16 protein-coding genes and 1 riboswitch are annotated in these 15,608 nt (G+C 42.2%); of the genes, 2 read left to right on the top strand and 14 right to left on the bottom strand.

What is annotated here, in order from left to right; all coding sequences use genetic code 11:
- The coding region (locus PHN32_04555; protein MDD3776856.1) for a Nif3-like dinuclear metal center hexameric protein at positions 1-293 on the bottom strand (293 nt) is incomplete at its 3' end.
- 96 nt (positions 294-389) lie between these two features.
- Here PHN32_04555 and PHN32_04550 point away from each other — a divergent pair.
- Entirely contained in the window at positions 390-1,496 is a 1,107-nt protein-coding gene (locus PHN32_04550) for an SIS domain-containing protein (protein MDD3776855.1), read from the top strand.
- Between the two features lie 30 nt (positions 1,497-1,526).
- Here the strand turns inward: PHN32_04550 and PHN32_04545 are convergent, their stop codons facing one another.
- From PHN32_04545 to PHN32_04510, 8 genes are all read right to left on the bottom strand, one after another.
- On the bottom strand, positions 1,527-2,501 hold the full coding sequence (locus PHN32_04545; GenBank protein ID MDD3776854.1) for an aldo/keto reductase: 975 nt from the start codon (positions 2,499-2,501) through the stop codon (positions 1,527-1,529).
- 153 nt (positions 2,502-2,654) lie between these two features.
- A complete protein-coding gene (locus tag PHN32_04540; protein MDD3776853.1) occupies positions 2,655-3,425 on the bottom strand; it encodes an ABC transporter permease in 771 nt (256 codons plus the stop codon).
- Between the two features lie 12 nt (positions 3,426-3,437).
- The gene (locus tag PHN32_04535; GenBank protein MDD3776852.1) at positions 3,438-4,424 is read right to left on the bottom strand and encodes an ATP-binding cassette domain-containing protein; all 987 of its coding nucleotides are present in this window, start codon (positions 4,422-4,424) and stop codon (positions 3,438-3,440) included.
- Between the two features lie 98 nt (positions 4,425-4,522).
- A complete protein-coding gene (heR, locus tag PHN32_04530) occupies positions 4,523-5,317 on the bottom strand; it encodes a heliorhodopsin HeR (GenBank protein MDD3776851.1) in 795 nt (264 codons plus the stop codon).
- An 84-nt stretch (positions 5,318-5,401) separates the two neighbouring features.
- Positions 5,402-5,611 (bottom strand): hypothetical protein, encoded by a 210-nt coding sequence (locus PHN32_04525; protein ID MDD3776850.1) that lies wholly within the window; start codon positions 5,609-5,611, stop codon positions 5,402-5,404.
- Positions 5,612-5,683: 72 nt separating this feature from the next.
- The gene (gene mscL / locus PHN32_04520; GenBank protein MDD3776849.1) at positions 5,684-6,133 is read right to left on the bottom strand and encodes a large conductance mechanosensitive channel protein MscL; all 450 of its coding nucleotides are present in this window, start codon (positions 6,131-6,133) and stop codon (positions 5,684-5,686) included.
- 131 nt (positions 6,134-6,264) lie between these two features.
- Entirely contained in the window at positions 6,265-7,608 is a 1,344-nt protein-coding gene (locus tag PHN32_04515) for an FAD-dependent oxidoreductase (GenBank protein ID MDD3776848.1), read from the bottom strand.
- A gap of 355 nt (positions 7,609-7,963) precedes the next feature.
- Positions 7,964-8,311 carry a DsrE family protein gene (locus tag PHN32_04510; GenBank protein MDD3776847.1) on the bottom strand — a complete coding sequence of 116 codons (348 nt, stop codon included), beginning with the start codon at positions 8,309-8,311 and terminating at the stop codon, positions 7,964-7,966.
- A 228-nt stretch (positions 8,312-8,539) separates the two neighbouring features.
- On the opposite strand from PHN32_04510, the gene PHN32_04505 reads away from it, so the two are divergent.
- Positions 8,540-10,021 (top strand): DUF4070 domain-containing protein, encoded by a 1,482-nt coding sequence (locus tag PHN32_04505; GenBank protein ID MDD3776846.1) that lies wholly within the window; start codon positions 8,540-8,542, stop codon positions 10,019-10,021.
- A 181-nt stretch (positions 10,022-10,202) separates the two neighbouring features.
- Here the strand turns inward: PHN32_04505 and PHN32_04500 are convergent, their stop codons facing one another.
- From PHN32_04500 to PHN32_04480, 5 genes are all read right to left on the bottom strand, one after another.
- Positions 10,203-12,017, bottom strand: coding sequence for a tetratricopeptide repeat protein (locus PHN32_04500; GenBank protein ID MDD3776845.1), 1,815 nt, complete (start codon positions 12,015-12,017; stop codon positions 10,203-10,205).
- A gap of 190 nt (positions 12,018-12,207) precedes the next feature.
- Positions 12,208-12,471 carry a hypothetical protein gene (locus tag PHN32_04495; protein ID MDD3776844.1) on the bottom strand — a complete coding sequence of 88 codons (264 nt, stop codon included), beginning with the start codon at positions 12,469-12,471 and terminating at the stop codon, positions 12,208-12,210.
- 36 nt (positions 12,472-12,507) lie between these two features.
- Positions 12,508-13,254 (bottom strand): CAP domain-containing protein, encoded by a 747-nt coding sequence (locus PHN32_04490; GenBank protein ID MDD3776843.1) that lies wholly within the window; start codon positions 13,252-13,254, stop codon positions 12,508-12,510.
- A gap of 74 nt (positions 13,255-13,328) precedes the next feature.
- Positions 13,329-13,414: riboswitch (cyclic di-GMP riboswitch) on the bottom strand.
- Positions 13,415-13,542: 128 nt separating this feature from the next.
- The gene (locus tag PHN32_04485) at positions 13,543-14,451 is read right to left on the bottom strand and encodes a hypothetical protein (protein MDD3776842.1); all 909 of its coding nucleotides are present in this window, start codon (positions 14,449-14,451) and stop codon (positions 13,543-13,545) included.
- A gap of 29 nt (positions 14,452-14,480) precedes the next feature.
- The gene (locus PHN32_04480; protein ID MDD3776841.1) at positions 14,481-15,605 is read right to left on the bottom strand and encodes a site-2 protease family protein; all 1,125 of its coding nucleotides are present in this window, start codon (positions 15,603-15,605) and stop codon (positions 14,481-14,483) included.
- Between the last annotated feature and the right edge of the window lie 3 nt (positions 15,606-15,608).

Below are 15,608 nucleotides of genomic sequence, written 5' to 3'. Positions count from 1 at the left end.
GAGTATACTGCTATATCCTCTTTTATCAAAGCCCTTATTAACTTCTGTCCGTAAGTCTTATCGGTAACAGATTTTAAGGGATTAAAGATCAATGGATGATGGGATATTATAAGGCTGGCTCTGCCTTTTACCGCTTCACTCAGGACTTGCTCATTTACATCTAAAGTAACCAGCACTTTATCTATCCTGCTATCCAGGCTGCCCACCTGAAGCCCGGGATTATCCCAACTCTCAGCCCGGGATTTTACAAAAAGCTTATCTAGCCTGCATTCAAGTTCTTTAAGAATCATCATAAGGCGGTATTGTAATTGTTTTATTACCCTAAATATTATAATATTTACCCAAAAATAAAAACAAGTTAATAGGCAAAATTAAAAAGAGGGGATAAATTGGAACGTTTGGAAAATGAAAAATTCATTTACGACCATGACCCCGGCCACATTCTAGACATACTGTTTAATTTCCCAAAACAGTTCAAACAGGCAGAAGCCTCCATACAGGATATAAATTTCGATCTAAGGCAGGACTACAAGAATGCTTTGGTTATTGGAATAGGAAACTCTGCATTCCTGGCCCATATGCTGCTGGAAGCAATAGACATAAACCGTATCCATATCCCTATTGTATTCAGCTCTAAAAATACCGTTCCCTCCTGGGTAGATAAGGACACCCTGGTAATAGTCCTCTCCCATAGCGGCGAAACTCTGGAAGTCCTGGATGCAGTAAATACCCTGCTCCAAAAAGGGATCAGGATAATCGCCATCACTGCCGGGGGACAGCTAAAACAGCTGGCCAGCGGCAGGCAGGATATGCTTCTAATTGAATACCAGACCAGTATCAAATCCAGGATGGCCATAGGCTATATGTATGCATTGCTGGTTAACACCTTAAACCGGACCAATGCCCTGGATATCTGCATCACCAATGAAGTGTGCGTGCTGGGCATAGATTGGGACGAAATTGAAAATGCGCTGTTTGAATGCATCCGGGAATTCAGCCCCGATGTAAAGATATATAAGAATCTGGCTAAAAGGACTGCCTTAAACCTGTACCAGCATATACCGGTAATATATGGGGGGACTCCCGTAACCAATGCCATCTGCTGCCGGCTTAAAAGCCAGTTATGTGTAAACAGCAAAAACTTTGCCCACTTTTATTCCATACCAGAACTGGACCATGATGAAATAGCCGCCTGGGAAATGAGAAGCCTGCTAAGGGATAAATTCTTTATCCTATTTATATCAGATAATGAAGAAAGAAAAGAAATAAGGAAGAGAATTGAAATATTTAAAGGCATGCTTTTTGAAAAAAGGCTGAATTTTGAAGAAATCACCTTAAAGGGAGAAAGCAAAGCCTTAAAAGCCTTCTATGGGATTTACCTGGCTGACTGGATTTCTATTTACCTGGCCGTACTAAACGGGGTAGACCCCTCTTCCCGGAACTTGATAGACCAGATGAAGCAAAGGCTGCACCAAAGCTTGGGCAGCGGCAGCTAAACCTGGCCTATTATAATGCTATCCCTCCAGTTAAATATCCACATCAGATAAAGCCTGCCTGACAGCAGCAATATCTTCCGGTTCAATTACCGGCTCTCCTGCCCGGGCATTTTCCTCTACCTGCTGCTGGCTTCTGGCCCCGCACAAAGCTATAACATTTTCTTGGGAAACCAGAGTTGCTACTGAAAGCTGGGTAAGCGACAGGCCGTATTTATCAGCAATAGGCTTAAAATAAAGGTTCAGTATATCCTGCATCATCTTCCTATTTTTAGCACTGAACCTGGGGTTGCCTTTTCTCAAATCATCACCTTCAAATTCACGGTCCGGATCCAGTTTCCCAGTAAGCAGTCCCTGTCCTATGGGGCTGTAAGCCAGCATAGTAACCTTATTTTCCTGGCACCAGGGCAGGACTTCTTCTTCTACCGCAGTATCAATCAAGCTGTACTTTTCCTGGTCTACATCCAGCTGGCCATATTGGTCATACTGTTTTAGCTGATCTAAGGTAGCATTACTGGCCCCAATAGCCCTGATTTTACCCTCTTTCTTTAGCTCCATTAATGTACCCATGGTTTCTTCAATGGGAGTGCTCGTATCCTGCCAGTGAGTCTGGTATAAGTCAATATGGTCTATACCCAGCCGCTTTAAGCTTAAGTCAATTTCATACCGGATAGACTCCGGCCCTAAATATTTATAAACCTGCTGGCCTGATTGATAATCAAAAAAGTGCTCCCCTCTCTCTACATTCCATACCAGGCCGCATTTGGTAGCAATAATTACCTGGTCCCTCTTGCCTTTTATGGCCTGCCCTACTATCTGCTCAGAAAGCCCCTGCCCATAAGCAGGAGCAGTATCAATTAGGTTGATGCCGGCATCAATGGCTGCCTCTACTGCCCTTACTGACTGCTGGTGGTCGGTACCACCCCACATCCATCCCCCTATGGCCCAGGCCCCAAAACCTATCACTGAAACCTTGATATCTGTTTTGCCTAAATTGATATAACGCATCTCTCCCCCATCTAATTTTTACATTTTTATCTGTAAGGGCCCTTGGCCCTCTAGCCTAAATAATATCATAATTGCTGTATGCTTTTAATGGACAAATTTTTCCAGCTCTTCCTATTTTATCCATCTTAATTGTCTTTTTTGCCCTGCCTTTTGCTACTGCTGGCGGTTAAACAGAAAAGCACCGGATACACTGGCGGCAGCAGTAAGGGAAAGAAGCACTACAATATTTATCCATAATGGAAATACCTGCATGGATATATCCTGGAGCATCACATACCTTATGGCATCAATGCCATAAGTTAAGGGATTTATCCTGGATAAAAAAATCATCCACTGGGGAGCTTCAATTAGGGGGAATATGGCTCCGGATAAAAAGAACATGGGCATCAATAAAAAGTTGGTAATGACCTGGAAACCCTGCATGGTTTTCACTACAGAAGCCAAAAGTATGCCCATGGAAGAAATGGCGACTGCGACCAGAAACATAAGGCCAAAGGACTTGACTACCGACAATACAGTAAGGCTGCGGCTAAGCAAGGGGGAAAACAACAATATGATAGCCCCCTGTATTAAGGCGATGGTGGAGCTGCCTAGGATTTTGCCGATTACAATAGATACCCGGGACACCGGCGATACCAGCATTTCCTTCAAAAACCCAAATTCCCGGTCCCATACTATGGACATGGTCCCAAAAAAAGAAGTAAACAGCACCGTCATTCCGACTATTCCGGGAAACATAAAATCAAGGTAGTCCCCGCCCCGGCTGCTGCCAAAGAAAGCAAAGGAGCTGGCCAAACCACTTCCCAGGACCACCAAAAACAGTATGGGCTGGGCAAAAGATCCAATAATACGGGGTTTATCCCGGTAGTATCTTTTAATATCCCTTAGCCAAATAGTGTAAATTCCTGCCAGCTCTTTTTTCATAAACAAATCCCTTTACCGATGTCTCATCCTGTTTCTGGCCCTTAACCTAAATTCATCTTTGCTGCTTAAGGTCTCTTCCCTTATCTCCCTCCCGGTCAAATGCAAAAAAACATCATTTAAGGTAGGTTTGCGGGCGCTGATAGATAGGATTTCTACCGGGCTGCTTTTTATAAAATCAGGTACAAAACTGGAGCTTTCCTTTACTTCAAACTTTATCTGGCCTTCAGCTCCAAACTCAATATCCTGGCCCAGTTCTGTTTTTATAAATTCAGCCAGCCTTTCATTATGGGCAGAGCTTACACTTATAATATCCCCTCCTATGCTGTTTTTTAAATGTTCAGGGGTATCTAAGGCAATAATTTTCCCATAATCTATAATGGCTATGCGGTCACATATCTCAGTCTCATCCATATAATGGGTGGTTAGGAAAATAGTTATATCCGTTTTCTTTTTTAAATCAATAATGTAGTCCCATATCCGGTTTCTGGTCTGGGGGTCCAAACCCAAAGTAGGCTCATCTAAAAACAGGACTTTAGGGTAATGCATCAAGCCCCGTGCTATCTCCAGCCTTCTTCTCATACCCCCGGAAAAAGTCCTTACCAGATCATTTCTGCGGCTGCTTAAATTAACCATCTCCAACACCTGGTCCATCCTTTCCCTGATCTCCTTCCGGGCTACATTATAGAGCAGGGCATGAAAATAAAGGTTTTCGGTAGCAGTTAACCGGTCATCCAGGCTGGGATCCTGAAAAACCAGCCCTATGCAGCCCCTTATCTTATTGCGGTGTTTATCTACATCCAGGCCGCAAAGAGTAACCTTGCCCTGGCTTTTATTAAGCAGGGTACAGATGATGTTTATGGTAGTAGTTTTGCCCGCTCCATTGGGACCCAAAAAACCAAATATTTCCCCTTTTTTAACCTCAAAGGAAATATTGTCTACCGCTTTTATCTTCCCAAAGCTTTTAGATAAACCTTCTACTTCAATAATATTTTCAGACATGATCCGTCGCCGGTACCAGTTAAAATAAATACTTGGTATAAGATTATATACTTATCAAAATCAATGGCAACCAGAAACCAGCCGCTTCCCCAGGCAGGTTATTGCGGCTGCATGGTTCCGGCAAAAACCAGCCAGGCCAGTAGGGTTTTAGCCACCAGGCTCAATATGATATAGCCCCGTTCCCCGTAAAGATAGTCCTTCCACTTTCCTACCTTCTTGTACTGCAGCACCATATTAATGGGAAACAGGTTAAAGAATACAAAATAGGAGCCAAATATGGCATATACAAACCATGGTATCTGGCTGTAATTGCCACCTCCTAAAAAGTACATCAGGATTATAATCCAGGGGAAAACTCCAGCAAAGCTGCCCACTATAAAGCCGGTCCAATTGGTTTTGGCCGTAGTTTGATTATGTATCTCCATCATTAGGCCGCACAAGTTCATAGTGGCATTAAGCCCAATGATTAATATAATGCTTCCCACATCATACACCCCGAACAGCATAGCAATAATTACAATCATAACTGAAGAACTTAAAGCATACTCAAACCATCTGAAATAATTTATTCCCCTCTCCAGGTTACGGTTATAGGAAATGTTGATCTTGGGAAGCACCACCAGAAAATGAGCAATAGCCGACATAAATAAAAAGATGGAAACCATAGCCCCTATGGGAATATTACCTATGTTATTGGTATCGGAAACCAGCCTGCCCATATTGGTGTCATAAGTAAGAAAGGATACAGTAAAGGGAAGCTTGAAATCCTTGATATTGGTAATAGTTAGCCCCATTACCAGCATCAATACTGCCTGAATAAAATGCAGGGCAGCCATGGCCCCGTTAAAACCGCGGAGATACCTAAAGGTGATTTTGGAAGCTGGATTCTGCATATTTCCCCTCCCTAATTAGTTATTATTATTTTACTATATTAATTTAAATACAATTTTTTGGAAATATGCAAGAAAAATAGGTTATTATTGCTGGCGGCTTTCTTTTTTTTCCTGGCTTGAAATCTTTTTTCTAGCGTTCTTTATCTTACTTTCCAGTTCTTTTATGCGCTTGCTAAACTTTTTCCTCAGCTCGTCCTCTGAACTATTTAATTCCTCTTTAAGCGAGTCTACTTCTTCTTCCCATTCGTATACATGTTCCTGCAGCAGCTCCAAGTTATTATTATCTTTATTCATCCTTTTCCTTTAACCTAAATAAAGCTTAAATTTCCTATATTATATCTCAAAACAGGGTAACATTTCCAAATTTTATGACAGGTCTGAAGTACAGTTAGGACATCTAACCGCTTCAATATTTATAACGCTCTGGCAATAAGGGCATTTCTTGCTGGTTTCCTGGCTGGGTTCTTTTTCTTCCTTTCGCCTTAAGCTGTTTATACCCTTTATGATAAAAAACAAGGTTACGGCTACAATTATGAATATGATGATGCTGTTTATAAACAAACCATAATTGATAGTTATTGCACCTGCTTCTGCAGCCTCAGCCAGCGTACCATAAGGTCCAGGGCTACTTCCCTGTCTCAGCACTGCAAACAAGTTGCTAAAATCCCTTCCACCCAGCAGCCAGCCTATAAAAGGCATCAATATATCATTTACCAGGGAATTGACAATGGCAGTAAAAGCAGCCCCGATTACTATACCCACTGCCAGGTCCATCACGCTTCCCCTCAATATAAATTCCTTTAATTCCTTTAGCATCCTGCCCCCCTTAATTTTTATGTTAGTTCTGTTTATAGCACTACCGGCTTATTATCACAATATTTATTATATTAAGGATTCATAATAAACAGGGCTGCAGCCAAAGCCGCAGCCCCATAGAATTATGGTACTTATAAATTAAGCTGTTTTACAGCCATTTCAGCAGCATTACTCATCTGGTAAGCTACCGGGGAAGCAGTAAGAGCAGGATGTGTACCCATCTGGAAAGTACTGATATCATCGGCAATCATACCAGTAGAGATACAAGCACTAACCAAATTAATCAGCTCTCCCCCTGATTTGGCCCCATTTACCTGGCCTCCAATTATTTTCCGTGTTCCTTTTTCAAATACCAGGTTAACCTGAAGGTTGCTGCCCCCGGGCATACAGCCTGGATGCCGGTTAGGCCCCTCGGCAGATCCAACCACTACTTCATAGCCATTTTCTTCCGCTTCCTTAACTGATAAACCAGCCCTGGCAAAAGCAGTATCCCCTATTACCGTGGAAAATGCTCCGATAACTCCCTGGTTTACCCTATGCTTTTTATATAGGTTTGCCCCTGCTATCCTGGCTTCATAGGTAGCCACTGAAGCCAGCATCAAATTGGAAGGCTTCTGGGTAAAGAAAGACAATTTCTGGCAGCAGTCTCCCGCGGCAAATATATCACTGGTCTTGGTCTGCATATACCTGTCTACTTCAATAGTTCCAGCAGCACTTATTTTAATACCCGCTTTTTGGGCCAGCCCTACGTTAGCTTTAGCCCCTATGCCTATTAAAACCATATCAGCATCAATTACCTGGCCGCTGGCTAACTTTACACCTTCAGCCCTATCCTGTCCCGTAATAGCCTCTACCTTTTCTCCAGTTAAAACCTTTACTCCGCTAGACCTGACTATCTCTTCTGCCTTCCGGCACAGTTCCTGCTCAAATACCAGCATCAGGCAATGGGGAAGCATTTCTACCACCGTTATGTTTACCTCCCTATTTTTTCTGCATTCATCAGCAAATTCCATACCAATAAAACCTCCGCCAATAATCACAATATTACGGGCTTGGTTTACCTTATCCAGCAAATTATTCAAATAAGAGACATCCTTCCAGACAGCAAACACATTTTCCTTGTCTACTCCAGCAATAGGGGGTACTACAGGTTCAGACCCGGTAGCTAAAATAAGTTTTTCATAACCTACCTGGTCCCCGGAGGCCAAATGTATAGTTTTTTGGCCCTTATCTATATCCTTAACCTCATCCAGCAGCAGTTCAATATTATTTTTCTCTAAAGCTGCATCCGGTATAAGATTTTTATCCGGGGTGCCTACCGTGCCGTAGATATAGGGTATTCCGCAAGGTATAAGGACTTTTTCCTCCTTCCTTATCATCAGTATGCTTTTATGGGGATAAAACCTCCGGGCAGTAATGGCTGCGGTAAGCCCGGCAGCACTTCCCCCCACTACAACTATTTCTTTTTGCTCCATTATTGCTTCTCCTTAGTTATTAACATTTGCCCAAAACTAAATTAGTATATTATAGTAGCTAAAAAAAGTAAAACGAGATTAGTATTAATAGCAAAAACCAGTGTAACTTGCCCTAATAGTCAATTGACCTGATAAAAAGTAAATAGAATAGCGTGCATGCACTAAAGGAGCTGGGGTTATCTTTGTTCCTAGATTATGTTCGTAAACTGTATAACCTATTCCCTAACCGTTATAGGCGGCAAATAAAAAAAGCTAGCTACGGGCCGTCTACAGAAAAAGAAAACCAACTGCCAAAAAACATGGATATTGCTCCTGGCATTCCCCCGGCTTAATGGTTTCTATCCCTGTATTAATACTAAAAAGTTAGTATCTTTCTGCCTTCCTTAAGATACTGGGTTAAGGGCTCCCCCATGTATTTAACCTCAATACCCAGCGAATTAAGCCTGGATGCTACCCCATAGTCATCCGCACAGGTTTTGCAGGCTTCCAGCTTAATTCCAGCTTCCTTAATCTTAAATATGTACTCCTGCAGCTCATAGTCCTGGCTCAATAAATCGGTAGCAGGGCCCCATACAATAAGGGTGATATCCTCCCACCACCCGTTTTTCTTAGAATTATAGCCATACATAAACACCATTTCCTTGGCTACTTCACGGTCTGCGCTGGACCATATAATCACCAGTTTCTGGCTTGGTTCTGCCATTATTGCCCCTTAGGTCTAAATTGCCATACACTTATTATAAGCCCAGATAAGAAATTACAGCAATGCAAATGTTGCCCTTAAGCCTGTTTATTTTAAAAAGCATTAAGTATTTAAAACTTTTCAGCCTCAATACTGTCTATTAAGGTAAGCTATTATTGGCTGCCTTTACTTTAAAGGTAATATTTGTAAGAATTGAATTTGAATTTTAAATGGAGGAATAATTAGATTATGAATAAAAAAATACTTATGGTTTATCCGCAATATGACGAAACTTTCTGGAGTTTTAAGAAGGTTTTAAATATTATAAATAAAAAATCTGCCTTTCCCCCCCTGGGACTGCTTACCGTATCTGCTATGCTGCCCCCGGAATGGGAAAAGAAGATACTGGACCTTAATTTTCAACAGCTTACCGACCAGGACATACTATGGGCTGATTATGTATTTGTAAGTGCCATGATAGTTCAGAAGAAATCTTCAGACCAGGTAATACAAATGGTTCAGCAGCTGGGTAAACCAGTGGTAGCAGGAGGACCCCTGTTTACCACCGGATGGGAACATTACACTCATGTGGATCACCTGTTTATAGGAGAATCTGAAGAGACCCTGGGCCAATTTGTAAATGATGTTGAAAAAGGTACATTAAAACCCAGGTATGAATGTCAGTCTTTTCCAGATATTACCACCTCTCCCATACCTGACTGGACCCAGATAGATATAACCAAATACAATTCCCTGTGCATACAGTTTTCCCGGGGATGTCCCTTCAACTGTGAATTCTGCGACATAGTCAAGTTAAACGGCAGGGTTCCCCGAACCAAGACCAGCCAGCAGGTATTAGACGAGCTGGAAACCATATACAATCTGGGATACAGGGGCGGGATATTTTTTGTGGATGATAACTTTATCGGAAATAAGGGAAAACTGAAAAAGGAACATCTGCCAGCCATGATAAACTGGCAGAAGAAAAAAAATTTCCCCTTCTCCTTCAACACCCAGGTTTCCATCAACCTGGCCGATGACCAGGAACTGATGAAGCTTATGGCTGAAGCTGGTTTTACTGCCGTATTTGTAGGCATTGAAACCCCGGATCCGGCCGGCCTGGAAGAATGCAGTAAATACCAAAACCAGAACCGGGATCTTATTGATTCAGTAAAAACGCTTCAGAAAGAAGGTTTTGAGGTACAAGGGGGATTTATAGTAGGATTTGACAGTGACACCCCCAGCATATTCCAGTCACAAATTGATTTTATACAAAAAAGCGGAATAGTAACCGCCATGGTAGGAGTGTTGACTGCCCTGCCTAAAACCAGGCTGTACCAGAGGCTTCAAGAAACCAAAAGGCTTTTAGGTGATACTGCTGCCAATAATACCAATGCCATATCCTTAAACTTTATACCCAAGATGGGCAAGCAAGCCCTTCTGGATGGTTATAAAAAGATAGTGGACAATATATATGCCCCTAAACAGTATTATGAAAGGATAAAGACCTTTATAATTAATTACAAGCCTCCTAAAAGAGGCCTGCAAAAGCTTCGACTCTACCATATTAAAGCCTTTTTTGCCTCAATATGGCTGCTGGGAGTAAAAGATGCAGGAAGAAGGCACTTCTGGAACCTAATGGCGTGGAGCTTATTTAAACATCCTAATAAATTGGCTTATGCTATTGGATTTTCCCTTACCGGCATACACTTCAGGTCAGTTTTTGCCTGATAAATAAAATTATTTTGTAACATAACTATAATAGTTGTATAATTACCGCAATGGCAGCAATAATATAGACCTATCTGTAGCATTACCGCAAATTAGTTTCTACTAGCCAAGGTGATTATATTGATATTGGTAAAACTGTTTAGGATAATTGTAAGCATGGTTTGCAGGATAGGGCCTACCTCTACTGTCCGCTGGTAACCTGTTTGGATCTGGCAATGGCCTGCATCGATTCTGAAACCTTATTTTGGCTGCCCAGGCAAATGCCCAGATTATACCAGGCTTCCCCATAATTTTGGTCAATCTCTAACGCTTTTTTAAAATATTGTTCTGCCTGCTCATAATCCCGTAATTTGTAAGCACATACCCCCAAGTTATTTAAAGCTTCCTTGTGATCTGGCTTTAAGGTTAAAACCTTCCTGAAGGCTTCCATGGCCTGGTCATACTGTTTGAGATCCCCCCTGGTAATTCCTAATACATACCACCCTAAGACATGCTCAGGGCTAAGCTGGATAACCTTTTCAAAGGCCCGCAGAGCCTTATTAAGCTCTCCCTGGCCACTGTGAGCTAACCCTGAAAAATAATAAGCCTGCTGATTCTGGGGGCTTTGGGATATAACCTGCTCCAATACCTGCTGCACCTGAACATATTTTTTTTGTTTTAGGTAAACCTGGCCCAAGCCCAGTAAATATTCTTGCTTATTTTCTTTGGCCAGAAGCTGGTTGAAAGCTTTTTCCGCCCTTTCCCATAAGCCTGACCTTAAGCTGCTTTCTGCTTCCATCTCCACTAGTGCATCAGTAGCCTGGCTTTTCATTTGTTCGCTAAATTTTAAAAGCTGCCCATATTTTTGCTGCTTATACAAGCTTTCTGCATATTTTTCCACTACTTCTATGCCCCGGTCCCCGTCTGCCACCAGTTTCCCAAATACTTTTTCTGCTTCCTCGTACTGCTGTAAACCTAAATGACAGTAACCCAATTTTATTTTAGCCTGGGTATGATCAGGCTTTAAACCTACCGCCTGCTTAAAATATTCAGCTGCCGGCTGCAGCTTTTTTTGCCTGTACAGGACCTGGGCATACCGGAACCTTATATCAGCATTGCTGGGGTCCATATCCAGCATGGTCTGGTATGTAAGCTCTGCCTGCGGTAATTTTTTTTGCTTGGTTAAAGCTACCGCCAAGCCGTCTAATACATCTATGTCCTGGCCGAACAGGTCTACTAGATCCTCAAATACCTGTTGGGACTGCTGGTATTTGTCAAGCTGCCCCAAGGCAGCCCCCAATACCAGGGAAGCTTGCCGGTAGTTCTCCATCAAATCCAGGATTTTGGTTAAGGCTTGCCTGCCCTGCAAGTAATCATTTTCCCTAAGCTTGTTAACTGAGTAGGAATAAAATATATTTATGTATTCGGCTTCTATGGCCATGCTTTTTTTAAATACCTTTTCTGCCTCCTCAAATTTTTGGCGGTGGTAAACACTTAAGCCAAATTCATGCCATCTTTTACTTAAATCCAAATCATCTTGAGCCGCTTGCTTTAGCTGTTTTTCATCCTCTTCAAACTGTTTGGTAAGCCTTATATCCAAAATAAACTGCCTCCACTCCTGCCTATGGGCTTCCGTGATTTGGCCTGTATCCTTATAGTCTTTTACGTTTAGCTTCAAGCCGGAAAGACGTGGCGCCATAAAATCACTGTTAACCTCTATGGGCTGTTTAAATATTTCCTCGGCCTGTTTGAAGTTGCCCAGTTTTCCTTCAGTTACCCCCAGGTTATACCTGGCTTTAGCCAAATCATTATCCAGTTTTAGGGCTTGTTCAAATGCAGCTTTAGCTTCTGCATATTTTTGCTGTCTCAGCTCAGATAGGCCTAGATTATAATATCCGTAAGCAAAACCAGAAGACTTGGCTACACTTTGAGCAAAGTGCTTTTCGGCCTGCTGGTAATCCTTCTGTTTGGCAAAAGCATAGCCCAGTAAATTTAAAATTGAGTGAAGGCTTTCCATAATATCAACCTTTAATCATGTTATCAGCATAATATAAAAAAGAGAATAATTTTGTAAAGATAATTATATAACCTCTGCTGGGCACTTAACAGACTATTTGTGGCAAGAGCCAGGATGACAGCAATTTATAAAATTAAGAGGCCCCTACCGCTAACCGGCAGAAGCCTCTTAATTTAGATTGTATCTTTAGTTATAGCTCATACTCTGAAGTATGCTGGATTATGCCGGTTAAATCTTCTAATATCCTGATACAGTTCATATGTTCCATTTCTGAAGCCAGGGAAGCTGCAGAAACTTTGGCGAACTTTCCCTTTTTATTAATAAGATCACTGGCTATCTCATCCAGTTCTTGGGTCGAAAACCTGGTTTCTATTAGCCATTTGTGGCTATCCTTAATATCCATATGGTCATAATCCAGAATATCTATTCCAAAGACCATTTTTGTGGCGTCCATCTTCTTCTCCTTTTACAGTAAGAAATCTATATAAAATTAATTCATAAATACAGTGGTAACTACTCTTCTTCCCCCATTTTCAGCCAGCCCGATACCTATTTGGCCATATTCTCCCCTTAATATATTGGCCCTATGTGTAGGGCTGTTCATCCAGGCATCAGCAAAGGCCTGGGGTGTGCCGGCAGAGGCGGGTTGGGAATGAGCCAGGTTTTCCCCTGCATTTCGGTAAGAAATACCATTACTCTTAAGTATGTTAAATATGTTCAAGCCTTCCGGAGTATAATGGGAAAAGTATCCCCTGGACAGCATGTCTGCACTCCTGGACCTGGCTATATTGGTTAAAGTCTGGGATGCAGCAAGGGGCCCTAAACCATTGGCTGCCCTTATATTATTTATCGAATCCAGCACTTGCTGCTCATAGGAATTCAGGTTAGCCGGCTGCACAGTGTTTTGAACCGCAGCAGGCAAGCTGGTGCCTTCGCTGCTGCCCTTTACATTGGCATCCTGCTGTTTGGCCTTAACTGCATATTGATCAATATTCTGGCCCAAATTAGCCATAATAGTTTCAGCCTGGCTTTGCCCATCATTAACATATTCAGCTCTTAAGGCCTGTACCTGCTGGCCCTGGCTTAAGCCTGCCACATAAGTGCTGCTGTCCTGGGCCAGGTTATTAACCTTTGCTTTATCAGTAAAACTGGTAATGGCAAACGACGATGCAAACAAAACCGCCACTGCTATCATTACTATTACTGCACTTAGTTTTTTATTAAATTTAGTTTTCATTATTTTCTTTCCCTATAAAAAAAGCCATTCAGCTAGAGGCTAAATGGCAATTATCTTTTTATATTAGAAAGAAAAAGAGTAATAGCCGGTTGCACCACTGGCTCCCTGCAATTCTAGGTGCCCAAATTGCGAATTGCAGGTCTTAGCCTCTATTACTAAAGTTGACTTATTTAATTTTCAATTAAACTATTAACACTAATAACAATTTAAATAATAATATAATAAAAAATATATGTCAAGATATATTTAAATATATATGTTATTATTAAAGTTATAATACTTTTATAACTATTGGGAGTATTTTTTAACTCTGAGAGTGAGTATAACCAGGTATATGATGATAAGCACACTGGCCACCGCTCCCGGCAAAGAAGCTTCGTCGCCAAACAGGGCCAGGGCTGTAGCAGCAGCAAAACCGCCGTTCTTTATATTGGAAAGAAGTACCAAACTGCTCCGGTTTCGGGGCTTTACCTTTAACTTAAATACAATAAATTCTATTAAAAATCCCAGGCCAAACAGGGGAATGCCCACTATCAGCAGGGTATACAGCAAGATGGAAGGCTGGCTAAACAGCGCATCCCGGTTTAAAGCGATGACTGCAAAAATAATCAGGAACAAGCCCCAGTTTACCAATGGGCCCCGCCATTTATTAATATAGGAGGAAACCTTTAACTTGATAAGAACCTGGGCTATTATAAAAGGGGCGATGATAAGTTCCACCAGCACCAGCACCAGTTTTACCGGATCCAGAAAACTGCTGCCTACAAACCACCATCCCGCCAGGGGTATTATTACCAGGGAAGCCAGATAGGCTCCTATTACCCCCATTAAGGAGAATTTTACATTTCCCTTTAAAATACCGGTAAAAGGAGCAATGGCTACTCCTGGTGGAGCTGAAGCCAGCACCACAAACCCGTACCAGATCTGTTCATTGGGAGCTAAATATTTAGCTAAGACCAGCGTAAGGGCCCCGAATACTACATAATTTAGTATTATGGTCCACAGCACCGGTTTAATTACCTGCTTTAGGGGAACCATGGAGCTTAAGGGAAGCTGGACCATGGATACTGTCATCACCAGTCCCAGGGCTGGTACTGTGATATGCCTGGCCCAGCTGGCCTTATCCCCTAAGGCCAGGCCCAGAACCAGTGCCAGCAAAAATATGAAGTTACGGTTTTTCAGCAGCCTTAAAACCAATGCTTTTCCTTTTTGGGCCCACTGGCTTATCAGTGCAGCTCGCTCTGTAGTTTGATAAATCTCATAACATCGCTTCTGGTAATTATGCCTTTAACCTTTTCGCCATCCATTATTACCAGGTGGCCCAGGTCATGGGATGACATTAGTTTTATGGCTTCACTTATTTCCATATCAGGGTTTATCACTTCTTGGGGGCTGAAGGTTTTGACCACTTCACCTACCATGGTGCTAATTCTTTCTTCTTGGGAAAAGCTTTTGACATCATGCAGGGATATCACTCCTATGAACCTATGGTTTCTTTTTCCTTCTACCACCGGAAACCGGCCATAGTTGTATTTCATAAAATAATTGTCAATTAGCTCTTCTAAAGTAATAGTCCGGGGTACAGTTATTATGTTTTCATTCATCACATCTGCCACTTTAACTCCCTTGGCCGCTGATTCAAACACTGTCTGGCGATAACTATTATAAGCAGAGGACTGCAGAAACCAGCCTATGAAAGCCAGCCACACTCCCCCTAAAAAATTACCTATAAAGATAAACAGTATACCTACTGCCACCATCAAAAACCCTATAACCCTTCCCGATATCATGGCAATATAGGTAGCCCGGTTAAGATTCCCGGTAGTTTTCCATATAATGGACCTCAGCACCCGGCCCCCATCCAGGGGAAATCCCGGCAGGAGGTTAAACGCTCCCAGCATTATATTTATAATGGTAAGATACCTTAAAGGCTCTACCGCCACTGCTGTCCCCCTGGCAGCCAGCCATCCCATCCCAAACACCAGGGCCAGGAAAAATGAAGCCAGCGGCCCCGCCACTGCCATTACAAATTCACTTCCCGGATTATCAGCTTCTTTTTCTATCTGGGCCATCCCCCCGAATATAAACAGGGATATCCGGTTTACCGGTATCCCCTGTTTCCTGGCTACCAGGGAATGGCTCATCTCATGAAAAAGTACTGAAAAGAAAAACAAGATAACTGTAATTAAGGTCACCAAGGCCATCAGGCCGGGATTTAAGCCAGGTAAAACCTGGGGGAAATACTGAAAGCCGAAATAATAGGCAAACAAGGCAAAGATTATAAACCAGCTGTAATCCAGCCTTATCTCTATGCCGAATATAGTAAAAATTTTTATAGAAGACTTAAACATATA

Source organism: Actinomycetota bacterium (assembly GCA_028698215.1).
Lineage (GTDB): Bacteria > Actinomycetota > Humimicrobiia > Humimicrobiales > Humimicrobiaceae > Halolacustris.
This window is presented reverse-complemented; position numbering and strand designations above follow the sequence as displayed.